The organism is Streptococcus sp. V940, from assembly GCF_054353495.1.
This window is the reverse complement of sequence record NZ_JBTHHZ010000004.1, coordinates 22605-47345: the sequence shown is the minus strand read 5'-3', so window position 1 is coordinate 47345 and position 24741 is coordinate 22605. Positions and strand designations below refer to the sequence as shown.

Genomic DNA, 24741 nt, shown 5'->3' with positions numbered 1-24741 from the left:
AGCAATGGCGGATAAATTAATTTTACCTCAAAATACACGACTCATGGGAGTGTTTCTTGGCTTTATAGGAGGTTCTTTGGATGTGTTCTGTCACATTCAATACCATAGTTTGGTAGCTACACAGACAGGGAATATTCTCCTACTGATATCAGATTGGCACGATTCACATGTTATCAATACCATGTTGCGATTCTGCTCCATTATTTTCTTTTCCCTAGGATTTGTTTTTTCCTTACACGTGAAGGAATATCGTAAAACAGCCTATTGGCGGGTTAAGATGCTGCTTCCCTTATTTATTGGAACTCTTCTTCTGCCCTTCTTTTCGAGATTTCCCTTACTAGAAGTTCCTTTTATTGCTTTTGGAACAGGTATGATGATGCTAACATTTACGGGTAGTTTGATTGAAGATCATCCTTATGTCATTTTTATGACTTCTGGAAATTACCGAAAGATGTTGACCGCTTTGTATCGCATAACTAGGGGAGAAGGAAACATCCAAGAATATCGTCGTCAAGCCTTAAACTATGGGATTGTTGTAGGGAGTTTTGTAGTGGGGGCAATTAGTTTGGCTGTATCGATGCATTTTTTCCATGAATGGTCTATTTGGATTGTCAGCTTCAATTTATTTTTGATTATGTCCTACTATATAGCTAGAGTGAAGCAACTAGATTTGCAAGATGAAAATATATAAAAAGGCAAGGCTCTTTTTGAGCTTTGCCTTTTTTGTGAGATAGAAGATTATGCTTTATCTAATTGTAAGAGTGCTTCAATCTCTGCCAGAGTGCTGGCTTGTGAAATGGCTCCACGGAGTTTAGCAGCACCAGATGTGCCTCGAAGGTAGTGAGGAGCCAGCCCACGGAATTCACGAACGGCAATGTGCTCACCCTTGAGATTGATCAAGCGCTTCAAGTGCTCATAAGCAATCTTCATCTTGTCTTCGAAAGTCAAATCAGGCAGGATTTCTCCAGTTTCAAAGTAATGATTGATTTGATTAAAGAGGTAAGGATTTCCCATAGCTGCGCGCCCAATCATAACGGCGTCAGCACCGACATCCTCGATGCGTTGTTTAGCTTCTTGAACCGTACGGATGTCTCCGTTAGCGATGAATGGAATCTTGGTCAGAGCTTGTGCAACCTTATGAAGGGTCTCTAGGTCCGCATGACCAGTGTACATCTGTTCGCGTGTACGGCCGTGCATAGCGAGGGCAGAGACACCTGCAGCTTCGGCAGCTAAGGCATTCTCAACTGCTAGGGATGGGTCAGACCAGCCCGTACGCATTTTGACAGTGAGGGGGATATCAAGGACAGATTGGACCTTGTTGATGATAGAGTATATTTTATCAGGGTCCTTGAGCCACATAGCCCCAGCTTCGTTTTTCACGATTTTGTTAACTGGACAGCCCATGTTGATATCGACGATATCGGTCTTGGTATTTTCTTGGATGAATTCTGCTGCGCGAGCTAGGCTATCTTCATCACTACCAAAAAGTTGGATGGAAACAGGGTTTTCGCCCTCGTCGATATGAAGCATGTGTAAGGTTTTTTCGTTGTTGTATTGGATACCCTTATCAGAGACCATTTCCATAACAACGAGCCCTGCGCCAAGTTCTTTTGCGATAGTACGAAAGGCTGAGTTGGTCACACCTGCCATGGGTGCGAGGACCGTCCGGTTTGGGATCTCGACGTTCCCAATCATAAAAGGTGTATTAAGATTTGTCACGAATGAGTTCCTCCAGGTCGTTTTCATCAAAGTTATAAGTTGTTTGGCAGAATTGACAAGTGATTTCTGCCCCATGGTCTTCATCCTTCATTTCCTGTAAATCTGAGCTTGGGAGGCTAGCGAGAGCATCCATAAAGCGTTCTTTGCTGCAGTCGCATTGGAAACGAATTTCTTCTTCGGACAGACGTTTGTAGGGCTCGTCACCATAGATTGCCTTGAGGAGGGCTTCGATATGGTCGTTGCTTTCTAGAAGAGTTGAAATGGCTGGCATCTCTTGGATTCGTTTTTCAAAACGAGCAATTTCTTCTTCCTTTGCTCCTGGTAAAACTTGGAGCAAGAAACCACCTGCAACTTCGACCTTGTCGTCTTTGTCTAAAAGAACATTGAGGCCAACTGCTGAAGGTGTTTGTTGACTTTCTGTAAGATAGAAAGCTAGGTCTTCACCGATTTCTCCAGAGATAAGAGGCGTCATGGAATTATAGGGATTTCCAGTGCCATAGTCTGTAATCACTAGAAATTGACCGTTTCCGACAAAAGGTCCAACGAGGACTTCTCCTGTTGCAGTCTTTTTAATGTCAACTCCAGGGTTTTGAACGTAGCCTTTGACGTTACCCTTGGTATCTGCAACTGTGATAATGGCACCGAGGGAGCTCGTTCCAAGAACCTTGACGGTTAGCTTGGTATTTCCTTTTTCGTTGGCAGCGAGAATTTGGCTGGCGATAAGGGTACGGCCAAGCGCTACGGTTGAACTAGCTTGGGTTTGATGTTTTTCTTGAGCAGTTCGGACTGTTTCTGTGCTGTCAAGGACAAAAGCACGAAAAGCCCCGCTTTCTGATATAGTTTTAATAATTTTATCCATAGCTACTATTTTAGCATAAAAATGCCCAAAGAGGGAGTGGTGTGTTTGCTGTTTCTGAGGAATAATGACGAGGAAATCAGCTTTAAAATAAAATGAGAAACAGATTATTTCAGCATTTGAAAGATTTATGCTATGCTTGTAGGAGAAAATGAAAGGGGTAACAAATGTATTTAGGTGATTTGATGGAAAAAGCCGAATCTGGTCAATTTTTAGTCCTTTCCTTTTTATTACAAGATTCGCAGACAACAGTCAAGGAAGCCATGGAAGAAACAGGTTTTTCAAAGGCGACCTTAACCAAGTATATCTCTCTAATTAACGAAAATGCTTTAGAAAGAGGGTTAGAGCTGACCATCCACTTGGATGATGAAAGCCTGCGTCTGTCTGTCGGTACTGCCACAAAGGGGAGAGAGATTCGGAGCTTATTTCTAGACAATGCCATTAAGTACCAAATTTTGGTTTACCTTCTCTATCACCAACAGTTCCTAGCCCATCAATTGGCTCAAGAATTAATGATTAGCGAGGCCACGCTTGGTCGCCATTTGTCTAGCTTGAATCATATTTTGTCAGAGTTTGACTTATCCATCCAAAATGGTCGTTGGCGAGGTCCAGAGCATCAGATTCGTTACTTTTATTTCTGCCTTTTCCGCAAGGTCTGGTCCAGTCAGGAGTGGGAAAGTCATATGCAGAAAGCTGAGAGAAAGCAAGATATTGCTAGCTTAGAAGAAATCTGCGGTGCCAGCTTGTCTTCGGGTCAGAAATTAGACTTGGTTCTCTGGACTCATATCAGTCAACAGCGCCTTCGGGTTAACGCCTGTCAATTTCAGGTTATAGAAGAAAAAATGCAGGGGTATTTTGACAATATTTTCTACCTTCGTTTACTTGGCAAGGCTTCTTCTTTTTTTGGTGGGCAGCACATTCCTCTAGGAACTGAGGATGGGGAGATGATGATTTTCTTCTCTTTCCTCTTGTCTCATCGCATTTTGCCCCTTCATACTATGGAGTATATTCTTGGTTTTGGAGGGCAATTAGCCGATTTGCTGACACAAATGATCCAGGAAATGAAGAAGGAGGAGTTGCTGGGGGACTACACAGAGGACCATGTCACCTATGAACTCAGCCAGCTCTGTGGTCAAGTTTATCTCTACAAGGGCTATATCTTGCAAGATCGATACAAGTATCAGATAGAGCATCGCCACCCTTATTTGCTGATGGAGCATGACTTTCGAGATATTGCTCAGAAAATTTTCTCCTCCTTGCCAGCCTTTCATCAGGGGACGGATCTGGATAAAAAAATCCTTTGGGAATGGCTTCAGTTGATGGAGTATATGGCAGAAAATATAGGCAAGCATCTGAGAATAGGGCTAGATCTAACAGCAGGCTTCCTTGTTTTTTCGAGAATGTCAGCCCTTTTAAAACGATATTTGGAGTACAATCGCTTCATTACCATCGAAGCCTATGACCGTACTCGTCATTATGACTTGCTGGTTACAAATAACCCTATCCATAAGAAAGAACAAGCATCTATCTACTATTTGAAAAATGATTTGGACATCGAAGATTTAGCTACAATCCGTCAGATGCTCTTTGCCTAAAAGACCTGAATTTTCAGGTCTTTTTTGTGAAATTCGCACAATCTCCTCACTTTTTTTTAAAATTTTAAAAAAATTGATAAACAGGAAAGCGCTTTATTTTGTATACTAGTTACTGTAAAGAGGAACCCCCTCAAGATTTTATCAGGAGGACAGCACATGTCACAAGAAAAATACATCATGGCTATTGACCAAGGAACTACTAGTTCTCGCGCCATCATTTTTAACAAAAAAGGAGAAAAGGTCAGCTCTAGTCAAAAAGAGTTCACTCAGATTTTCCCTCAAGCAGGTTGGGTAGAGCACAATGCCAATGAAATTTGGAACTCTGTTCAGTCAGTTATTGCGGGTGCTTTCATCGAAAGTGGTGTGAAACCAAGTCAAATCGAGGCAATCGGGATTACCAACCAGCGTGAAACAACTGTCGTCTGGGATAAGAAAACAGGGCTCCCTATCTACAATGCTATCGTTTGGCAATCACGCCAAACTGCTCCTCTGGCTGAACAACTAAAAAGCCAAGGTTATGTGGAAAAATTCCATGAGAAGACTGGTTTGATCATCGATGCTTACTTCTCAGCGACTAAGGTTCGTTGGATTTTGGACCATGTAGAAGGTGCTCAAGAGCGAGCAGAAAAGGGGGAATTGCTCTTTGGTACCATTGATACTTGGCTGGTTTGGAAATTGACTGACGGCGCAGCTCACGTGACCGACTACTCAAACGCAGCTCGTACCATGCTCTATAACATCAAGGATCTTAAATGGGATGATGAGATTTTGGAAATCCTTAACATTCCTAAGGTTATGCTTCCAGAAGTTCGTTCTAACTCTGAAATCTATGGCAAGACAGCTCCATTCCATTTCTACGGTGGAGAAGTGCCAATCTCTGGTATGGCAGGTGACCAACAAGCAGCCCTCTTTGGTCAGTTGGCTTTTGATCCTGGTATGGTTAAAAATACCTACGGAACTGGTTCCTTCATCATCATGAACACTGGTGAAGAGATGCAGTTGTCTGAAAACAACCTCTTGACAACGATTGGCTATGGTATTAACGGCAAGGTTTACTATGCTTTGGAAGGTTCTATTTTCATCGCAGGAAGTGCTATTCAATGGCTTCGTGACGGTCTTCGCATGGTGGAAAACTCACCAGAGTCTGAAAAATATGCTCTCAATTCTCACAACAATGACGAAGTCTATGTCGTACCTGCCTTTACAGGTCTAGGGGCACCATACTGGAACCAAAACGCTCGAGGATCTGTCTTTGGCTTAACTCGTGGAACAACTAAAGAAGACTTTATCAAGGCGACTTTGCAATCTATCGCTTATCAAGTACGTGACATCATTGACACCATGCAAGTGGATGCGCAGACAGCGATCCAAGTCTTGAAGGTAGATGGTGGTGCAGCCATGAACAACTTCCTCATGCAGTTCCAAGCTGACATCTTAGGAATTGATATCGCACGCGCTAAAAACTTGGAAACAACTGCCCTAGGGGCAGCCTTCCTGGCAGGATTGTCAGTGGGCTACTGGAAGGACTTGGATGAGTTGAAACTCTTGAACGAGACAGGAGAACTCTTTGAGCCATCCATGAACGAATCTCGTAAGGAACAACTCTATAAGGGCTGGAAGAAGGCTGTGAAAGCAACTCAAGTCTTTGCGGAAATCGACGACTAATACTGAAAGAATAAAGCGACTCAGTTAGAAAGTGTGTAAATATGGAATTTTCAAAGAAAACACGTGAATTATCAATTAAAAAAATGCAGGAACGGACCTTGGATCTCTTGATTATTGGTGGAGGGATTACAGGAGCTGGTGTAGCTTTGCAGGCGGCAGCCAGTGGTCTTGACACTGGTTTGATTGAAATGCAGGACTTCGCAGAAGGAACATCTAGCCGTTCAACAAAATTGGTCCACGGAGGTCTGCGTTATCTCAAACAATTCGACGTGGAAGTGGTATCAGATACAGTTTCTGAGCGTGCGGTGGTTCAACAAGTCGCTCCACATATTCCAAAACCAGATCCAATGCTCTTGCCAGTTTACGACGAGGATGGAGCAACATTTAGCCTTTTCCGTCTCAAAGTAGCCATGGACTTGTACGACCTATTGGCAGGGGTTAACAATACGCCTGCTGCAAACAAGGTTTTGAGCAAAGAAGAAGTCTTGGAACGCCAGCCAAACTTGAAGAAAGAAGGTTTGGTAGGAGGTGGAGTTTATCTTGACTTCCGTAACAACGATGCCCGTCTCGTGATCGAAAACATCAAACGTGCCAACCAAGATGGTGCCCTTATTGCCAACCACGTTAAGGCAGAAGGTTTCCTCTTTGACGAAAGCGGCAAGATTACAGGTGTTGTAGCCCGTGATTTGTTGACAGACCAAGTCTTTGAGATCAAGGCTCGTCTGGTTATCAACACGACAGGTCCTTGGAGCGACAAGGTACGCAATCTGTCTAATAAGGGAACGCAATTCTCACAAATGCGTCCAACCAAGGGAGTTCACTTGGTAGTGGATTCAAGTAAGATCAAGGTTTCACAGCCAGTTTACTTTGACACAGGTTTGGGAGATGGCCGTATGGTCTTTGTTCTCCCACGTGAAAACAAGACTTACTTTGGTACAACCGATACAGACTACACAGGTGATTTGGAACATCCAAAAGTGGCGCAGGAAGATGTAGATTATCTACTTGGCATTGTCAACAACCGCTTCCCAGAAGCAAACATTACCGTTGCTGATATTGAAAGCAGCTGGGCTGGTCTTCGTCCATTGATCGCAGGCAATAGCGCTTCTGACTACAATGGTGGAAATAACGGAACCATTAGCGATGAAAGCTTCAATAGCTTGATTGCGACTGTCGAGGCTTATTTATCGAAAGAAAAATCGCGTGAAGATGTTGAGTCTGCTGTCAGCAAGCTTGAAAGTAGCACATCTGAGAAACATTTGGACCCATCTGCAGTTTCACGTGGTTCGAGCTTGGACCGTGATGACAATGGCCTGTTGACCCTTGCTGGTGGTAAAATCACAGACTACCGTAAGATGGCTGAAGGGGCTATGGAGCGCGTGGTTGACATTCTCAAAGCAGAATTTGACCGCAGCTTTAAACTCATCAACTCGAAGACTTATCCTGTTTCAGGTGGAGAATTGAACCCAGCAAATGTGGACTCAGAAATTGAAGCCTTTGCTCAACTTGGAGTGTCACGTGGCTTGGATAGCAAGGAAGCTCATTACCTAGCAAATCTCTACGGTTCAAATGCACCGAAAGTCTTTGCCCTTGCTCACAGCTTGGAACAAGCGCCAGGACTCAGCTTGGCAGATACCTTGTCCCTTCACTATGCAATGCGCAATGAGTTGGCTCTGAGCCCAGTTGACTTCCTCCTTCGCCGTACCAACCACATGCTCTTTATGCGTGATAGTTTGGATAGCATTGTGGAGCCAGTTATGGATGAAATGGGACGATTCTATGATTGGTCAGAAGAAGAAAAGGCAGCCTACCGTGCGGATGTTGAAGCAGCCCTTGCTAACAACGATCTAGCGGCATTGAAAAATTAAGAAAAACTAGAAGAGAGGGAACAAGCCTTCCTTGCCTTCCCTCTCCTTCTTTAAAATGGAGACAACGATATGATGAAAGAATTATTTGGAGAATTTTTGGGGACTTTAATCCTTATCCTCCTAGGAAATGGTGTTGTAGCAGGTGTGGTTCTTCCCAAAACCAAGAGTAACAATTCAGGGTGGATCGTCATCACGATGGGATGGGGGATCGCCGTTGCGGTTGCCGTCTTTGTGTCTGGCAAACTTAGTCCTGCACACTTAAACCCAGCTGTGACGCTTGGTGTAGCCTTAAAAGGTGACTTGCCTTGGGCTTCAGTATTCCCATATATCCTAGCTCAGTTCGCTGGAGCTATGCTTGCTCAAATTTTAGTTTGGTTGCAATTCAAACCGCACTATGAAGCAGAAGAAAATGCAGGAAATATTCTAGCAACTTTCAGCACTGGACCAGCTATCAAAGATACTGTGTCAAACTTGATTAGTGAAATCCTTGGGACTTTTGTCTTGGTATTGACAATCTTTGCTTTGGGTCTCTATGACCTTCAAGCAGGGCTAGGAACCTTTGCAGTGGGAACCTTGATTGTCGGTATCGGTCTTTCACTAGGTGGGACAACTGGTTATGCCTTGAACCCAGCTCGTGACCTCGGTCCTCGCATTATGCATAGCCTTCTTCCAATTCCAAACAAGGGAGATGGGGACTGGTCTTATGCTTGGATTCCTGTTGTAGGACCTGTTATCGGTGCAGCCCTAGCAGTTCTCGTATTTTCACTTTTCTAAGATAATAAAACCCAAATATTTATATCTCAATAAACATAACTTACCAAAAACGACCAAAATAAGGAGCGCTGCCTCACTTCATTTTGGTCGTTTTGATTTTTTTAAGTTTATATACTGGTGTTAATTATTATTTCAGCTAAAAAACAGAGTACTTCACTAGTTCATTCATCAATCTTTTAGGTCTTGAATTATATTTGTTGTGTAAATAGTTTTGTCTCGTTATTGGGGTTTAGTAGTAAGAGTCATTTGTTTTTTTATTTTAGGAAATTGGATAATAGAAGTATATAGTTTTTAAATTATGATATAATGAATAAAGTTAATTATCCTTGATAATATGATAGGGAGTAATCCTAAAATGACAAATCAGGAGATGAGAAAAAGAGAAAAGGAGTCCATCTGGTATGAATTATTTTGAGGGGAATGAGTTTTTCCTTCTATTACTTGTGGTTTTACTGATTGGCTTTGTTTTAAACTATTTTGGCAAGCGTAAGGATTATTATATTTTAAGTCTGTCAATTTTATTTGCAGGAGCCGTCTATGGTAAGAGTAAATCCATGGTTGTTTATCTATTGGCTTTCATCATCTACCAATATGTACTAGTTTTCATAGCACAAAGAATGGATTTAAAACGGTTAAAACCTCTAGTTATGTTATCCATTTTACCTTTAGTGGTCAATAAAGTCTTTGCCATAACCCAGCTACATTTGTTGGCTTTTATTGGGATTTCCTACATGTCCTTTAAGACCATTCAGATCATGCTAGAAATATCGGATGGTTTAATCAAAGAAAAAATCAGTGTAAAAGATTATCTACAGTTTCTACTCTTTTTCCCTACAGTTAGTTCTGGACCAATCGATCGTAGCAGAAGATTTCTAAAAGAGATCAATGAAGTCATGCCTAGAAAAGACTACCTAGAGTTAGCAGGTGATGGTATTTATCGCATCGTTTTAGGCCTTCTCTACAAGGTTGTTTTATCAACCTATGTTTACCAGATACTACTTGCTCTAAGCAATACTGGTACAGTTGTCTACTCAATCAAATATATGTACCTGTATACTCTCTATCTGTTCTTTGACTTTGCGGGGTATAGTTTGATGGCTGTTGGAAGCAGTAATATTTTGGGTATTCAGACACCGATGAATTTCAATAAACCTTTCTTGAGTATTGATATCAAGGATTTCTGGACTAGATGGCATATTACCTTGTCAACATGGTTGAGAGATTTCGTATTTTCAAGAGTTTTGATGCAGGTTATCAGAAAGAAATGGTTTAAGAATAGATTACACAATGCAGCCTATGCCTATATGGTCAATATGTTGGTTATGGGATTTTGGCATGGAATTAGTGTCAGCTACATCTCTTATGGTTTTTACCATGGAATCTTGATGTCTGGATTTGAAATTTATCAAAAGAAGAGCACTTTTTATAAGAAACATAAAAATAAAACTTGGTACAAGCTAATAAGTTGGTTTGTGACCATGAATTTAGTTATGGTTGGCTTCTTTATCTTTTCAGGTGAACCTTATAAGATAATTATGGCAATTCTAAGTAGATAAAGAGATCTGCTAAAACAAGGAGATTGGACAAAACAAGATGATTAAGTTAAAAGCATTTTTACTATCGCTTGTGCTCGTAATTGCGACTCTTGCTCTTTTAAATGTGACATATGTCAAGAAGATTGACGACTATTATAAAGTCAAGGACAATAGTATTCGCTACAGCACTTCTTATGAAAAGTATAAAAGTAGAGATATTCTAACAAATAATATCACTCCCAATACACTAGTTCTAATGGGTTACTCAGAGTTAGTTGCGACGATAAATGAAGATTACCATCCCAATAAAATTTTTAACTACAATGATTTTAATATTATGCAGATAGGAACCAGTTACTCTCAAAATATCATTCAAGCTACAACCTTGAGCTCGATTGAGGGGGCTATGAGTAAGCGAAAAGTAGCCATCGTAGAGTCTGTTCAATGGTTTGAAAAGGATGGGATTCATCAAGACGCCTTCTTAAACAAGGCCTCTCAGGAACATATTTTTCACATGCTAGATAACGAGAAAATCAGTAAGGAAACGAAAGAAAAACTGATTAATCGCATTATTGAGATTACCAAAGGGAACAAACAACAAAATGATATCTATAAAAAGTATAAAAGATATTTTATAGAAGGAAAAGGGACAATCATTGATAAAAAACTGTTGGAACTTGACAATGCCGTTTATTCCTTTAAGCTTAAACGAAAATTCTATGAAAATCATGCCAAATCAGACTATCCTGCACTAGGAGATAAAACGCCGGATTATGATTGGGAGGAGATGACGAAGAAGTTTGTAGAAGAAGTTAAAAAGAAAACAGATAACAATGATTATGCTGTGGATAATAACTACTACAATACCTACTTGAGAGACCGCTATGCTTCGTTGAAAGATTCTAACAAAGACTTGAGCTACATAGAGTCACCAGAGTATTCAGATATGGAACTCTTCTTGACAGTTGCTAAGGAATTGGGAATTGAAGTTGAAGTCATTATCTTTCCTGTAAATGGTAAATGGAATGATTACACAGGTGTTTCACGAGAAATGCGTGAAGAAACTTACAAAAAAATAGAAAATATTGCCAAAAACCACGGTGCTACGGTGTTAAACTATGGAAATAAAGAGTATGAAGATTACTTTTTATTTGACGTGATGCACGTTGGGGTGAAAGGATGGATGGAAGTTGAAAAAGAACTTTACAAATTTGCAAATGAAACTAACTGACACACATCGTTTACTATTGTGGACCTTGTTTTTCTACACAGTTATTTTAAGCATCGTAATCTACTGTTTTGTGACTGATTTTTCGAACATTCAAGATTTCATCTATAGTGAATTTTAAGATTACATATTATAAAAATCTCTAGATAAAGGGGATTCTATCGATAAAGTGAGACATAAGATAAGGCTCTATAATATTTATAGTGGGGAAGTCCTCTATAGGTAGTATAGAGCCTACTTTGTTGTAGCTCCCAATATAATCTATACTGGAAAGCATTAAAGCTATCATTAGAAGGTATCATATGGAACAATTTAATGATGTTTAAATGTAGTGGAAATGGACGGAAAACAATTGAAAAAATAGTTTATAAAGTGGTATAATAGCAGAAAAATAAGTTAGTAAGAAATTGATTTTATTTTAGTTGAAAATTACAAGAATGAAAGGTTTTTCTTGATGAAACAGAGAAATGAACTCTATCTCTTTCTTGGTCGGACAGCCTTGTATTTTATCATTTTCTTGGGCCTGCTTTACTTTTTTAGTTATCTCGGTCAGGTTCAAGGTAGCTTTATCTATAATGAATTTTAACTTAAAGGAGAACCCCTATTGTGTCAAATAAGCCAATAGTAGATATGATTGAAACCATTGAGCATTATGCTCAAAAGCAACCTAATTTTCCGGTCTACAATGTCCTTGGAGAAGAGCATACCTATGGCCAATTGAAGGCTGATTCAGATAGCTTAGCAGCCCATCTTGACCAAATGGGACTTCCTGAAAAGTCACCTGTTGTGGTCTTTGGTGGACAGGAGTATGAAATGTTGGCAACCTTTGTGGCCCTGACCAAGTCTGGCCATGCCTATATCCCAATTGATAGTCATTCTGCCTTGGAGCGCGTGTCTGCTATTGTTGAAGTGGCTGAGCCAAGCTTAATTATCGCCATCAATGAGTTTCCAATTGAAAACCCAGCTGCTCCAATCATGTCCTTAGAGCAAGTGCGTGAAGCTTATACGGCTCAACATGCCTATGATTTGCAACATCCAGTCAAAGGGGATGATAACTACTACATTATCTTTACTTCGGGGACGACCGGGAAACCAAAAGGGGTGCAAATTTCGCATGATAACTTGCTCAGCTTCACCAACTGGATGATTACAGACAAGGAATTTGCGACGCCAGAGCGTCCGCAAATGTTGGCGCAACCGCCCTATTCCTTTGACTTGTCTGTCATGTATTGGGCACCAACCTTGGCTCTTGGAGGAACGCTTTTTGCCCTTCCATCAGCCATTACTCAAGACTTTAAACAACTCTTTGCAACTATCTTTTCTCTTCCGATTGCTATCTGGACTTCGACACCATCTTTTGCAGATATGGCTATGTTATCTGAAGATTTCAATGCTGAAAAGATGCCAGGCATTACCCATTTCTACTTTGATGGGGAAGAGTTGACTGTTAAAACTGCTCAGAAATTACGCGAACGTTTCCCAAATGCGCGCATCATCAATGCTTACGGGCCAACAGAAGCAACAGTTGCTTTGTCGGCAGTTGCTATTACAGATGAGATGTTAGCAACTTTGAAACGTCTGCCAATTGGTTATACCAAAGAAGATTCTCCAACCTTCATCATTGATGAGGCAGGAAATAAATTGCCAAATGGTGAGCAAGGTGAAATCATCGTGTCTGGACCGGCTGTTTCAAAAGGTTATATGAATAATCCTGAGAAAACAGCAGAAGCTTTCTTCGAATTTGAAGGTCTGCCAGCCTACCATACGGGAGATGTCGGAACGATGACGGATGAAGGCCTTCTTCTCTATGGTGGTCGGATGGACTTCCAAATCAAGTTTAACGGCTACCGTATTGAGCTAGAAGATGTTTCTCAAAACTTGAACAAGTCTCAGTACATCGACTCGGCTGTTGCAGTGCCACGCTACAACAAAGATCACAAGGTTCAAAATCTCTTGGCCTATGTCATCTTAAAAGATGGGGTCAAGGAACAATTTGAGCGCGAGATTGATATTACCAAAGCGATTAAGGAAGATTTGGAACACATCATGATGTCTTATATGATGCCTTCAAAATTCCTTTACCGTGATAGTTTACCACTAACTCCAAACGGGAAAATCGACATCAAAGGGTTGATTAACGAGGTAAACAATAGATGACGGATTTCCTGAAACAGCTCCATCATATTGAGCCGTATGGGAATCCGCAGTACTTTTTGTACGTGATTACTGCCACCTTGCCAATCTTTATCGGTCTTTTTTTCAAAAAACGCTTTGCCTGGTATGAAATATTGGTTAGTCTCTTCTTTATCGTCACCATGTTGACAGGTGGCAAGACCAATCAATTGGCTGCCTTGGGTATTTATCTGTGCTGGGAAATATTGCTCCTGCTTTTCTACAAGCACTATCGAAAAAGTAAGGATGGCAAGTGGGTATTCTACCTCGTTAGTTTTCTGTCCCTCCTTCCGATTATCTTTGTCAAGGTACAGCCAGCTATCAATGGAACACAGTCCTTGTTAGGTTTTATCGGAATTTCTTATCTGACTTTTCGTTCGGTGGGAGTCATTATCGAACTCAGAGATGGAGTTATTAAGGAATTGAAGATGAGGGAATACTTGCGTTTTCTCCTCTTTATGCCGACATTTTCAAGTGGTCCGATTGATCGTTTCAAACGTTTTAATGAAAATTACAAGACGATTCCAGAGCGCGATGAGTTGATGGATATGTTAGCTGAGTCCGTTCGGTATATCATGTGGGGATTTCTGTATAAATTTATCCTAGCTCATATTTTAGGCGAGATTTTATTACCACCGCTAAAGAATTTAGCTTTACAAACAGGTGGCGTCTTTAACTATTATGTAGTGGCCATCATGTACACATTTGGTTTGGAACTCTTCTTTGATTTTGCAGGTTACTCTATGTTTGCTATAGCTATTTCAAATCTGATGGGGATTCGTAGTCCGATTAACTTCAACAAACCCTTTTTATCAAGGGATTTGAAGGAGTTTTGGAATCGTTGGCACATGAGTTTATCCTTCTGGTTCCGTGATTTTGTCTTTATGCGCATGGTCATGGTGATGACGAGAAAGAAGCTTTTTAAGAATCGAAATGTGACTTCAAGTATTGCCTATATCCTAAACATGCTCCTTATGGGGTTCTGGCATGGGATAACATGGTTTTATATCGCTTACGGACTCTTTCATGGGATAGGCTTAGTGATGAATGATGCCTGGGTCAGAAAGAAAAAAACGCTCAATAAAGAACGGAAAAAAGCAGGGCGACCTCCCTTGCTTGAGAATCGTTGGGCTCAGTTGCTTGGCATGGTGATAACCTTCCATGTCGTAATGGTTTCATTCTTAATCTTTTCTGGATTTTTGAATGATTTATGGTTTAAAAAATAAATGGAATTAAAAAATAGAAGGAAATTTAAAAATGGATATCAAATCAGAAGTTATTGAAATTATCGATGAATTATTTATGGAAGATGTTTCTAACATGATGGATGAAGATCTTTTCGATGCAGGTGTCTTGGACAGTATGGGAACGGTTGAATTGATTGTAGAAATCGAAAATCGCTTTGATATACGTGTCCCGGTTACAGAATTTGGTCGTGATGACTGGAATACAGCCAATAAAATCGTGGCAGGGATTACGGAGTTAAAGAATGCTTAAACGCCTGTGGTTAATCTTCGGGCCGATTCTTATTGCAGGTTTATTGGTTCTTCTACTCATTTTTTTCTATCCAAGTAGCAAGAGCCATAATCTTATGGAAGAAAAATACTCTGCAGCCTCTATAAGTGCAGAAAGCTTCAAGGAGAGAAACCAAAAAGTGAGAGCTCTCACGGATCCTAATATACGTTTTATACCCTTTTTGGGTTCGAGTGAATGGATTCGTTTTGATAGCATGCATCCAGGAGTGTTGGCTGAAAAGTATAATCGCTCCTACCGTCCGTATTTTATGGGGCAGGCAGGAGCCGCTTCTCTTAGTCAGTATTTTGGGATGCAACAAATCACATCTGAACTTGAAAACAAACAAGCGGTATTTGTAATCTCTCCACAGTGGTTTACAAAAGAGGATCATGACTCGACTATTTTTCAAACTTATTTTAACAATGATCAGTTGACTGCCTTCTTGGAAAATCAATCTGGGGGTGTGGGCACTCAGTATGCGGCTAGTAGACTCTTGAAGCAGAATCCAAGCGTACCGATGAAGGGGATTGTTGAAAAACTGGCTAAGAATGAACAGTTGTCAGACTTTGATCATTCAATAATTACAGCTTCTGCAGAATTCAATGAAAGACAAGCGGCCCTTTTTGGTCAATTCTCCATCCGAGGCCGATTAAAGTATAAAGATCATATTGAAAAATATTTGAGCAGTCTCCCAGATCAATTTTCGTATGAAGAATTGGAAAATATTGCACGTAAGGATGCAGAAGAAAACACGACCAATAATGATTTGGGAATGGAGAACCACTTTTACAATACTCAACTAAAGAAAGATTTAAAAAAGTGGGAAGGGTATCAAAAAAATTACAACTTCCTCCAGTCAAGGGAATACAATGATTTGCAGCTGGTGCTTGATCAATTTGCAAAATCTAAGGTCAATGTACTCTTTGTCTTTCAACCTGTCAATAAAAAATGGATGAATTATACCGGATTAAGTGAGGAAATGTATCAACACTCTGTCGAAAAAATTCGTTACCAGTTGGAGAGTCAAGGTTTCACCAATATTGCTGATTTTTCAAAAAACGGTGATGAACCTTATTTTGTCAAGGATACGATTCATATCGGTTGGTTAGGCTGGTTGGCGTTTGATAAGGTTGTAAATCCTTTTTTGAGCAATCCAACAACAGCACCTAGTTACCAAATGAATGACCGCTTCTTTAGCCAAGATTGGGCGGATTACGATGGTAACATCAAAGATTTTCAATAAAATGAGCTAAAAGTTTGGATTTTAATCCAAGCTTTTTTTGTTTAAATGGCGAATATTTAAGATGCAAATAGGTCAAAAGTTTCAAAATTTTTAGAAATAGCATATAATATAAAAGAGAAAAAGAAAAGAAAAGGAGTTCAAAATGAAGAAACAGTTCTTATTACCCATCCTATCTACAGCTTTATTAGCTCCAGCCTTCTTAGCTGGACAAGTATACGCTGAAGAAGCAACAACTCCTGCAGAAAGTTCAGCTGTCGCAGCAACTCCAGCTCCGTCGGCGACTCCAGCTCCTGTTGAGAGCCCTGCGGTACCGGAAACTTCGACAACTTCAGAAACGATTGCACCTGCAGAAGCTCAGTCAGCTCCTGCTGAATCTCCTAAAAGCGAAGAAAAGGACACTGTTATCTTACACACCAATGATGTCCATGGTCGTATTGTAGAGGAAAAGGGAGTCATTGGAGACGCTAAGTTGGCTACAGTCATTGAACAAGAGCGTGCAAAAACCAACCAGACCACCTTGGTAGTGGATGCTGGGGATGCTTTCCAGGGTCTTCCTATCTCAAACTCATCAAAAGGTGAGGCACGTGCTAAGATTCTTAACGAGATGGATTATGATGCCATGGCGGTTGGAAATCACGAGTTTGATTTCGGACTTGATGAAGCTAAAAAATACAAGGAAATTTTGAAATTCCCTTTGTTAAGCTCAAATACTTATATAGATGGAGCTCGTCTCTTCCAAGCTTCTACTATTGTTGACAAGAATAAGGATGTTGAAGGCGACGAGTTTGTAGTGATAGGTGTGACAACGCCGGAAACAGCAACGAAAACTCACCCTAAAAATGTTAAAGGAGTAACTTTTACTGAGCCAATCGAAGAGGTTAATAAGGTCGTTGAAGAAGTTCAAGCCAAGGCTAAGGCGGAAGGGAAGGATTATAAGCATTATGTAGTCTTAGCCCACTTGGGTGTTGATACAACAACGCCAGTAGCTTGGCGTGGCTCAACACTAGCAGAAGCCCTATCTAAGAACCCTCTTTTGAAGGGGAAACGCGTAACAGTCATTGATGGTCACTCTCATACAGTAGAATCAACTACTTACGGAGATAATGTGACTTACAACCAAACTGGAAGTTATCTCCATAACGTTGGTAAAATTACTTATAAATCTCGTCAGCTTTTGGGCAATCCAACTCAGATTACTGCTGCTGAAGCCAAAAAATTAGAAGCAAATCCAAAAGTTGCTAGTTTAGTTAAAGATATTAAGGCAAAGTATGATGCAGAAAATGCAGTTGAGGTTGTGTCTAACAGTCCTGTTGAACTAAACGGAGACCGTGAAAATGTTCGTGTCCGCGAGACAAACCTCGGAAATGTCGTCGCAGATTCTCTCTACCAGTATGGTCAAACAGGATTTAGTCATCCAACAGATATCGCTGTGACAAATGGTGGTGGCTTGCGTGAAACGATTTCTAAAGGCAAACCAATTACAAAAGGAAATGTCATTGCAGTCTTACCATTTGGAAACACAATCTCACAAATTCAAGTAACTGGTCAGCAAGTTCTGGATATGTTTGAAAAATCACTCGGCTCTATCTTGCAGGTTGATAAGGCAGGAAAAACTGTCTTGGATGAAAATGGTCAACCATTGCTCGAACCAAGTGGTGGATTCTTACAAATTTCAGGAGCCAAGGTCTACTACGATACAAACCTAGTCGCAGGTAAACGCGTCTTGGCTATTCAAGTGAAGAATCGTGCAACTGGTCTTTATGAAAAACTAGATTTGACGAAAATCTACTACCTAGCAACCAATGACTTCCTTGCAGCAGGTGGTGACGGTTATACCATGCTTGGTGGTGCTAGAGAAGAAGGTCCTTCAATGGATGCTGCCTTTGAAGACTATCTCAAAACAGCTGATTTGACTCAGTATGAAAAGGTAAATCCAAATTCACGCACGATTTCTGTGGACTCAAAGACATTTAAACTTCCTGAAGAAGGTAAAAAGCAAGATCCAGCTAAACCAGTAGAAGACCAAGCAACAAAACCGACTCAACCTTCTACTGTAAAAGTTGATTATAAGGTTGCAGATAAGTTTGCTAAGAAAACAGTAGTCTCAGAGAAACTACTTCCAAATACAGGTAGTGAGCAATCTATTTTCATGATGCTACTTGGTGTGATTCTTGGAGCGACAGCCCTCTGGACTAGCCGTAGACAAGAAAAATAATTCTAAAGGATGAAAACATCTCAGGTGTTTTCATCTTTTTTCTTGATTCTTTTTTGGTTTATGATATAATTAACCAGTAAAGAATCTGTGGTGATCTATATTGTTTTCGGAAAAAGATAACTAGGAAAGGAGAAGTTCATGAGACAATTAGCAACAGACATTGATCATTTTTTAAATGAAGTAATCCTGAAAGCTGAAAATCAGCATGAAATTTTGATTGGTCATTGTACCAGTAATGTGGCTTTGACCAATACCCAGGAGCATATTCTTATGCTCTTATCAGAGGAGTCGCTAACCAACTCTGAGTTGGCGCGCCGTCTCAATGTCAGTCAAGCAGCCGTCACTAAGGCCATTAAATCCTTGATTAAAGAGGGGATGCTGGAAACGTCTAAGGATCCAAAGGATGCTCGAGTGATTTTCTATCAATTGACAGATCTAGCTCGACCGATTGCTGAGGAGCATCACCATCATCATGAGCACACCCTCTCGACTTATGAACAAGTTGCCAGTCAATTCTCAGATGAAGAGCAACAAATTATTCAGCGGTTTTTAACTGCTTTAGTAGGAGAAATCAAGTAATGAGATACATCACAGTAGAGGATTTGTCCTTCTATTATGACAAGGAACCTGTGCTTGAGCATATTAATTACAGTGTTGATAGTGGGGAATTTGTCACCCTTACTGGAGAAAATGGAGCCGCCAAGACGACTCTTATCAAGGCCAGTCTTGGTATTCTACAACCAAGATTTGGCAAAGTTACCATTTCAAAGACCAACACTCGTGGGACAAAACTAAGAATCGCCTACCTTCCTCAACAGATTGCAAGCTTTAATGCAGGCTTTCCGAGCACTGTTTATGAATTTGTTAAATCAGGTCGTTATCCAAGAAAAGGTTGGTTCCGTCGTTTGAATGCCCATGATGAGGAACATATCAAGGCTAGTTTAAACTCTGTTGGTATGTGGGAACATCGGGACAAAAGGATTGGTTCCCTTTCTGGCGGGCAAAAGCAAAGGGCTGTTATCGCACGTATGTTTGCTTCAGATCCTGATATCTTTATCTTGGATGAGCCGACGACAGGGATGGATGCGGGAACAAAGGATGAGTTTTACGAACTCATGCACCATAGCGCCCACCATCATGGCAAGGCTGTTTTGATGATTACCCATGATCCTGAAGAAGTCAAGGACTACGCAGATCGTAATATTCACCTGGTCCGAGACCAAGATTCCCCATGGCGTTGCTTCAATGTCCATGAAAGTGACCAGGAGGTGGAGCATGCTTAATCTATTGTCTTATGATTTTATGCAGCGAGCCTTTTTGGCTGTTATTGCCATGAGTCTCTTTTCACCAGTTCTGGGGACCTTCCTTATCTTGCGTCGTCAGAGTCTTATGAGTGATACTCTGAGTCACGTCTCGCTTTCGGGGGTTGCCTTTGGCTTGGTTTTAGGAATTTCTCCGACCATTTCAACCATTGTGATTGTCTTGATTGCGGCAGTCTTCCTTGAATACCTACGTACGGTTTATAAAAGCTTTATGGAGATTGGGACAGCCATTCTCATGTCTACAGGACTTGCAGTTTCACTTATTGTCATGAGTAAGGGTAAGAGCTCTAGTTCTATGAGTCTGGATCAGTACCTTTTTGGTTCTATCGTGACCATTAGTCAAGAGCAGGTCATTGGTCTCTTTGTTATTGCAGCTGTTGTTTTAATTTTGACCTTCCTCTTTTTAAGACCTATGTATATTCTAACTTTTGACGAGGATACAGCTTTTGTCGATGGTCTTCCAGTGCGTACCATGTCTATTCTCTTTAACATGGTAACGGGTGTGGCTATTGCCCTCATGATCCCAGCTGCTGGAGCACTTTTGGTATCGACTATCATGGTCTTACCAGCAAGTATTGCTTTGCGTCTAGGTAAAAACTTTAGTTCTGTGATGATTTTTGCCAGTGTTATTGGTTTTCTAGGTATGGTTGCGGGACTCTATATTTCCTATTATGCAGAGACACCACCGAGTGCGAGTATTACCCTTATCTTTGTAGTTGTCTTTTTAGGAGTCAGCTTACTCAAACGTTTTATCAAATAGGAGAAGTACATGAAAAAACTAAGCCTACTTTTGGCAAGTCTTGTGACCTTATTCTTAGTCGCTTGCACCAATCAAAAACAAGCAGACGGGAAATTAAATATCGTTACAACTTTCTATCCTGTCTACGAATTTACCAAGCAAATAGCAGGGGACACAGCCAATGTCGAACTCTTAATCGGGGCTGGAACAGAGCCACATGACTATGAACCATCACCTAAGGCGGTCGCTAAAATCCAAGATGCTGATGCCTTTGTTTATGAGAATGAAAATATGGAAACTTGGGTTCCTAAGTTATTAGAATCCCTAGATGCGAAAAAAGTAAAAACGATTAAAGCTACTGGAGATATGCTGCTCCTTCCAGGAAGTGAAGAAGAGGAAGACCATGACCATGGTGAAGAAGGTCATCATCACGAGTATGACCCTCATGTATGGTTGTCTCCTGCGCGTGCAATCAAACTTGTAGAACATATCCGTGATAGTCTTTCAGCTGACTATCCAGATAAGAAGGCGACTTTTGAACAAAATGCAGCAGCCTATATCGAAAAACTGCAAGCCTTGGACAAGGCCTATACTGAAGGACTTTCTAGTGCAAAACAAAAGAGTTTTGTGACTCAACACGCGGCCTTCCGTTATCTAGCCTTGGACTACGGACTCAACCAAGTCTCTATCTCAGGTCTTTCACCAGATGCGGAGCCTTCAGCAAGCCGTTTGGCAGAATTGACCGAGTACATCAAGAAAAATAAGATTTCTTATATCTACTTCGAAGAAAATGCTTCTCAAGCCCTAGCGAATACCCTCTCAAAAGAAACAGGAGTGAAGTTGGACGTTCTGAATCCTCTTGAAAGCTTGACCGAAGAGGACATGAAGGCTGGAGAAAACTATATCTCTGTCATGGAGAAAAATCTCAAGTCTCTTAAGCAGACAACTGATCAGGCAGGGGCAGAGATTGAACCAGAAAAAGCAGAGGAAACTAAAACAGTTCAAAATGGCTACTTTGAGGATGCAGATGTTAAGGACCGTACCCTAAGTGATTATGCAGGTAACTGGCAGTCTGTCTATCCTTTTCTTGAGGATGGGACTCTTGACCAAGTATTTGACTACAAGGCTAAATTGACTGGTAAGATGACCAAGGATGAGTACAAGGCATACTATCAAAAAGGTTACCAAACAGATGTGACCAAGATTAACATCACGGATAACACTATGGAATTCATCCAAGGTGGCCAAAGTAAGAAATATACTTACAAGTATGTCGGCAAGAAAATCTTGACTTATAAGAAAGGGAATCGTGGAGTACGCTTCCTCTTTGAAGCGACTGATGCAGACGCTGGACAATTCAAGTATGTTCAGTTTAGCGACCACAATATCGCTCCAGTCAAGGCAGAGCATTTCCATATCTTCTTTGGAGGCACTAGCCAAGAAGCCCTCTTTGAAGAGATGGACAACTGGCCAACCTACTATCCAGATGGCTTATCAGGTCAAGAGATTGCTCAAGAAATGTTGGCTCATTAAATCCAAACAATCCTTCCTACATGGGGAGGATTTTTCTTGTTTTATCAGCGTTGAGCATCTGGATTGACATTGGCTGATAAGGGAGTACATTCTATCAAGAGTCTCTAAGTCTGGAGGATAAATTCACGATTCTACATGCCAGTTGGATAGCATCAGGGGCTTATCACCATCATCTAGCTGTAAATGAATGGGGTGGTAAAAACTTAGCTCGACGTAAGCATGGAATGGTGGGGCTAGCCTGCTATGTGGTTGAAGTTGAGAACAAAGAGGAATTATTAAAAGTATTTGCTCAATCTCAAAGTAGCGAAGCGGTAACTCAGTGGATTTCTTCGGCAGAGTTCAGCATGACTGATAAAGATGGTATCGTTACGAGAGTTAGAGTAGGAAATTAGAATAGAGTGGTTCGGTCTGGATTATTACTAGTTTGAACCACTCTTTTTCTATTCAGTTTTTTCGAGAATGAAAAATTGAAGCTCTTACATTGATAGTGTTGCAAAAGATTCAAAAAAGGATAGAAGGAATGGAAGGATTATGATACAATTATCTTATTATTAGGAGGATTATAACTGTGGAAAAAGTATTAGGAAATATTTTTGAAAAACGAAAGCAATTTTTATCGTATGGTCTCGGTGCATATTTAATAGTTATTTTATTGAATTTATTGCACTATGCTCCGCAAAATCTTTTTCTAAGTCTAAATTCGGGACCTGTTTTTGACAAAATCTTGGTCTTTCTTATAGCAGCTGTATTCATTGGGGTAGTGGAAATAAAGTCATCCCTCAATATTCGTAGGATTAATATTCTTATTTCATGCCTAGCTTTATTTTTTGCTGTCTATAAAAGTATTTCATTTTTCCTGGCGCTAGGTTTACTACTTTTGGCTGTGGTTCTCTTTGTGTTTTTTAAGTTCAAAGGTGAAACCTTATCTTTTTTATATTTGCTTACGGTAGTAGGGACTCTCCCCCGGTTGTTAACATTAGTTGATTCTAATTTTAATGATACGGCGCTTGGTTTTCATGCCGTTGATTTAACGACTACAAGATTTTATACATTAATTTGGCCAGTCGTTTTAGCAGTGATTTTTTCTGCTGTACTGATTTTGCTTTTTGTACAGTTACCAATAAAGGAGTTTTTAGAAAAGCATAAAAAAATAGTATGGTGGGCAGTCTTGTCTCTTAGTATTATTTATGTTTTGTATCTCTGTGTCGTTGTCTACTATAAAGTCAAGACAATTGAAGTAACTACCTTTGACATTGGTATTTTTTCTCAAATGTTTGAGCGTATGAATACAGATTGGACTCCGATTACAACATTGGAGAGAGACCGAGTGCTTTCCCATTTTGCGGTACACGTGTCTCCAATCTTTTATCTAATGCTTCCCTTTTATAAATTATTCCCATATGTAGAGACGTTAGACATTTTACAGGTTTTAGTTGCTTTTTCTGCAATTATTCCTCTAAAACTATTGCTTCCTAAATTCAAACTTTCTAAACTAACAAATATATTGACGGTAGCATGGTTTGTTTTATTCCCAGTTATTACAACTGCAGGTGGAACCCATCTTCATGAGAATTGTTTCCTAACTGCGTTGATTTTCTGGTTATTCTATTTCATTGTTTCCGAGCAAAAACTGGGTATTATAGGTTCGACTTTGCTGCTTTTGTTAGTAAAGGAAGATGCCTTTATCTATGTTATTAGTATTGGCACCTACTTCCTTTTACAAAAACGTTTCACCTTATCGAAAACAACAAAAGTACGGATATTGTTAGCAGATATCGTTTTACCGATTGTTTATTTCATGTTTGCGATGTATCTCTTGAGTGCTTATGGTGAAGGAGGTATGGTCTCTCGTTTCGATACCTACCTACAGAATGGTGAGAGTGGATTGCTCATGGTCTTGAAAAATCTCTTGACCCATCCAGAATATGTGATCAGTACAATTTTCACCGCGAAAAGATTGGGCTATTTGTTCTTAATGCTTGCTCCACTTTGTTTCCTACCTCTTGTACAACGTAGTTGGGAAAATTATTTATTGGCTCTACCACTTGTTGTCATTAATTTGTTGCCAAACTGGCCTTATCAGTATGATATTGGTTTTCAATATAGTTATGGTAGTGCAGCACTGCTTTTTCTAATGACTCTACTCTCTTTAGAAGACCTTCAAATTCATAAGATTTTGCAAGAAAAATTAATTGTTCTTACAGTTACGATAGGTATCGTTGTATCTGGGATACTCTTACACCAGTTGACGCATAAATGGAATTTTAATATTGGTTATTATCATCAGAATAAACAAAATTTTGATAATATCAAGTATACTTTAGAAAGTCTGCCGTCTGAATCTTCAGTTGTCGCCGAACATCCATACACACCAATTCTTAGAAAACATCAAAAATTATATGACATTTTCTATCACAACGGTCAGAAAGTGGACTCATCTATTGATTTTGTGGTGATTCCAAGAAAGAGTAAGGATACGAGTGAACTCTATGTCGAGCTGGTCAAACAATATGAACAGCTTGGCTACAAGGAAAGCAGCTATTCTTCGGATGAAATTTTTATCCTAGAAAAACCACAGTAAGGTTGATGTATGAAAATCACCTTTTCTGAAAACAAGCCACAACTATACTAAAGCAAGAAAAATCCTTCAAAGGACTTGAAAAATTAGAGAAAATCGGGTATAATATGAGTAATCATTTGTCGTAGGTTTTGTCTGAAATATTGTCCGGACAAGGCTCACAGCAGTTAAATCTCCTGAAAAA

The 24741-nt window shown here is 40.2% G+C and carries 20 protein-coding genes and 1 pseudogene; 19 read left to right on the top strand and 2 right to left on the bottom strand.

All coding sequences use genetic code 11. From position 1 onward, the window contains the following. Positions 1–4 precede the first annotated feature (4 nt). On the top strand, positions 5–691 hold the full coding sequence (locus tag ACXYSM_RS08520; RefSeq protein ID WP_025169283.1) for a YoaK family protein: 687 nt from the start codon (positions 5–7) through the stop codon (positions 689–691). 47 nt (positions 692–738) lie between these two features. Here the strand turns inward: ACXYSM_RS08520 and dusB are convergent, their stop codons facing one another. After that, positions 739–1719 (bottom strand): tRNA dihydrouridine synthase DusB, encoded by a 981-nt coding sequence (gene dusB / locus ACXYSM_RS08515; RefSeq protein ID WP_458635023.1) that lies wholly within the window; start codon positions 1717–1719, stop codon positions 739–741. Further along, the gene (hslO, locus tag ACXYSM_RS08510; RefSeq protein ID WP_414271959.1) at positions 1706–2578 is read right to left on the bottom strand and encodes an Hsp33 family molecular chaperone HslO; all 873 of its coding nucleotides are present in this window, start codon (positions 2576–2578) and stop codon (positions 1706–1708) included. Before hslO ends, dusB begins: the two co-directional genes overlap by 14 nt. 164 nt (positions 2579–2742) lie before the next feature. Between hslO and ACXYSM_RS08505 the strand changes: the two genes are divergently transcribed. The 18 genes and pseudogenes from ACXYSM_RS08505 (at position 2743) to ACXYSM_RS08420 (ending at position 24560) form a co-directional block, all read left to right on the top strand. Beyond that, positions 2743–4170 carry a helix-turn-helix domain-containing protein gene (locus ACXYSM_RS08505; RefSeq protein WP_458635022.1) on the top strand — a complete coding sequence of 476 codons (1428 nt, stop codon included), beginning with the start codon at positions 2743–2745 and terminating at the stop codon, positions 4168–4170. Positions 4171–4326: 156 nt separating this feature from the next. Next, entirely contained in the window at positions 4327–5835 is a 1509-nt protein-coding gene (gene glpK / locus ACXYSM_RS08500; protein WP_458635021.1) for a glycerol kinase GlpK, read from the top strand. 41 nt (positions 5836–5876) lie between these two features. Then, positions 5877–7703, top strand: a complete 1827-nt coding sequence (glpO, locus tag ACXYSM_RS08495) for a type 1 glycerol-3-phosphate oxidase (protein WP_458635020.1) — start codon at positions 5877–5879, stop codon at positions 7701–7703. 69 nt (positions 7704–7772) lie between these two features. Then, entirely contained in the window at positions 7773–8477 is a 705-nt protein-coding gene (locus ACXYSM_RS08490; RefSeq protein ID WP_458635019.1) for an MIP/aquaporin family protein, read from the top strand. Positions 8478–8878: 401 nt separating this feature from the next. Further along, complete coding sequence (dltB, locus tag ACXYSM_RS08485; RefSeq protein WP_458635018.1) at positions 8879–10033, top strand: D-alanyl-lipoteichoic acid biosynthesis protein DltB; 1155 nt, start codon at positions 8879–8881, stop codon at positions 10031–10033. A 37-nt stretch (positions 10034–10070) separates the two neighbouring features. Beyond that, entirely contained in the window at positions 10071–11243 is a 1173-nt protein-coding gene (gene dltD, locus ACXYSM_RS08480) for a D-alanyl-lipoteichoic acid biosynthesis protein DltD (protein ID WP_458635017.1), read from the top strand. 451 nt (positions 11244–11694) lie between these two features. Then, positions 11695–11826 (top strand): teichoic acid D-Ala incorporation-associated protein DltX, encoded by a 132-nt coding sequence (locus tag ACXYSM_RS08475; RefSeq protein ID WP_004254020.1) that lies wholly within the window; start codon positions 11695–11697, stop codon positions 11824–11826. A gap of 20 nt (positions 11827–11846) precedes the next feature. Then, positions 11847–13397: a D-alanine--poly(phosphoribitol) ligase subunit DltA gene (gene dltA, locus ACXYSM_RS08470; RefSeq protein ID WP_458635016.1), complete on the top strand. Its 1551-nt coding sequence runs from the start codon at positions 11847–11849 to the stop codon at positions 13395–13397. Continuing rightward, the gene (gene dltB, locus ACXYSM_RS08465; RefSeq protein ID WP_458635015.1) at positions 13394–14638 is read left to right on the top strand and encodes a D-alanyl-lipoteichoic acid biosynthesis protein DltB; all 1245 of its coding nucleotides are present in this window, start codon (positions 13394–13396) and stop codon (positions 14636–14638) included. Before dltA ends, dltB (ACXYSM_RS08465) begins: the two co-directional genes overlap by 4 nt. A 31-nt stretch (positions 14639–14669) precedes the next feature. Further along, a complete protein-coding gene (gene dltC, locus ACXYSM_RS08460) occupies positions 14670–14909 on the top strand; it encodes a D-alanine--poly(phosphoribitol) ligase subunit DltC (protein WP_178895537.1) in 240 nt (79 codons plus the stop codon). Then, positions 14902–16170: a D-alanyl-lipoteichoic acid biosynthesis protein DltD gene (gene dltD / locus ACXYSM_RS08455; protein WP_458635014.1), complete on the top strand. Its 1269-nt coding sequence runs from the start codon at positions 14902–14904 to the stop codon at positions 16168–16170. The genes dltC and dltD (ACXYSM_RS08455) overlap by 8 nt, the downstream gene beginning before the upstream one ends. 142 nt (positions 16171–16312) lie before the next feature. Beyond that, positions 16313–18385, top strand: coding sequence for a cell surface ecto-5'-nucleotidase Nt5e (nt5e, locus tag ACXYSM_RS08450; protein ID WP_458635013.1), 2073 nt, complete (start codon positions 16313–16315; stop codon positions 18383–18385). Positions 18386–18523: 138 nt separating this feature from the next. Further along, on the top strand, positions 18524–18964 hold the full coding sequence (gene adcR, locus ACXYSM_RS08445; protein ID WP_024053589.1) for a zinc-dependent transcriptional regulator AdcR: 441 nt from the start codon (positions 18524–18526) through the stop codon (positions 18962–18964). Further along, complete coding sequence (locus ACXYSM_RS08440; RefSeq protein ID WP_006147770.1) at positions 18964–19668, top strand: metal ABC transporter ATP-binding protein; 705 nt, start codon at positions 18964–18966, stop codon at positions 19666–19668. The genes adcR and ACXYSM_RS08440 overlap by 1 nt, the downstream gene beginning before the upstream one ends. Next, on the top strand, positions 19661–20467 hold the full coding sequence (locus tag ACXYSM_RS08435) for a metal ABC transporter permease (RefSeq protein WP_458635012.1): 807 nt from the start codon (positions 19661–19663) through the stop codon (positions 20465–20467). The genes ACXYSM_RS08440 and ACXYSM_RS08435 overlap by 8 nt, the downstream gene beginning before the upstream one ends. Before the next feature lie 9 nt (positions 20468–20476). Continuing rightward, complete coding sequence (locus tag ACXYSM_RS08430; protein WP_458635011.1) at positions 20477–21979, top strand: zinc ABC transporter substrate-binding protein AdcA; 1503 nt, start codon at positions 20477–20479, stop codon at positions 21977–21979. 83 nt (positions 21980–22062) lie between these two features. Beyond that, positions 22063–22371: pseudogene (locus ACXYSM_RS08425) on the top strand (VOC family protein); the annotation flags it as partial. A 176-nt stretch (positions 22372–22547) separates the two neighbouring features. Continuing rightward, positions 22548–24560: a DUF2079 domain-containing protein gene (locus ACXYSM_RS08420; RefSeq protein ID WP_458635010.1), complete on the top strand. Its 2013-nt coding sequence runs from the start codon at positions 22548–22550 to the stop codon at positions 24558–24560. Positions 24561–24741 lie beyond the last annotated feature (181 nt).

What these genes read in the sequence shown, in the direction of transcription:
- ACXYSM_RS08520 (WP_025169283.1), top strand. Translation starts at nt 5, where the DNA reads ATGGCGGATAAATTAATTTTACCTCAAAATACACGACTCATGGGAGTG.
- dltB (WP_458635018.1), top strand. Translation starts at nt 8,879, where the DNA reads ATGAATTATTTTGAGGGGAATGAGTTTTTCCTTCTATTACTTGTGGTT.
- glpO (WP_458635020.1), top strand. Translation starts at nt 5,877, where the DNA reads ATGGAATTTTCAAAGAAAACACGTGAATTATCAATTAAAAAAATGCAG.
- ACXYSM_RS08490 (WP_458635019.1), top strand. Translation starts at nt 7,773, where the DNA reads ATGATGAAAGAATTATTTGGAGAATTTTTGGGGACTTTAATCCTTATC.
- dltD (WP_458635014.1), top strand. Translation starts at nt 14,902, where the DNA reads ATGCTTAAACGCCTGTGGTTAATCTTCGGGCCGATTCTTATTGCAGGT.
- ACXYSM_RS08475 (WP_004254020.1), top strand. Translation starts at nt 11,695, where the DNA reads ATGAAACAGAGAAATGAACTCTATCTCTTTCTTGGTCGGACAGCCTTG.
- dltD (WP_458635017.1), top strand. Translation starts at nt 10,071, where the DNA reads ATGATTAAGTTAAAAGCATTTTTACTATCGCTTGTGCTCGTAATTGCG.
- dltC (WP_178895537.1), top strand. Translation starts at nt 14,670, where the DNA reads ATGGATATCAAATCAGAAGTTATTGAAATTATCGATGAATTATTTATG.
- ACXYSM_RS08505 (WP_458635022.1), top strand. Translation starts at nt 2,743, where the DNA reads ATGTATTTAGGTGATTTGATGGAAAAAGCCGAATCTGGTCAATTTTTA.
- ACXYSM_RS08440 (WP_006147770.1), top strand. Translation starts at nt 18,964, where the DNA reads ATGAGATACATCACAGTAGAGGATTTGTCCTTCTATTATGACAAGGAA.
- nt5e (WP_458635013.1), top strand. Translation starts at nt 16,313, where the DNA reads ATGAAGAAACAGTTCTTATTACCCATCCTATCTACAGCTTTATTAGCT.
- dltB (WP_458635015.1), top strand. Translation starts at nt 13,394, where the DNA reads ATGACGGATTTCCTGAAACAGCTCCATCATATTGAGCCGTATGGGAAT.
- ACXYSM_RS08430 (WP_458635011.1), top strand. Translation starts at nt 20,477, where the DNA reads ATGAAAAAACTAAGCCTACTTTTGGCAAGTCTTGTGACCTTATTCTTA.
- hslO (WP_414271959.1), bottom strand. Translation starts at nt 2,578, where the DNA reads ATGGATAAAATTATTAAAACTATATCAGAAAGCGGGGCTTTTCGTGCT.
- adcR (WP_024053589.1), top strand. Translation starts at nt 18,524, where the DNA reads ATGAGACAATTAGCAACAGACATTGATCATTTTTTAAATGAAGTAATC.
- glpK (WP_458635021.1), top strand. Translation starts at nt 4,327, where the DNA reads ATGTCACAAGAAAAATACATCATGGCTATTGACCAAGGAACTACTAGT.
- ACXYSM_RS08435 (WP_458635012.1), top strand. Translation starts at nt 19,661, where the DNA reads ATGCTTAATCTATTGTCTTATGATTTTATGCAGCGAGCCTTTTTGGCT.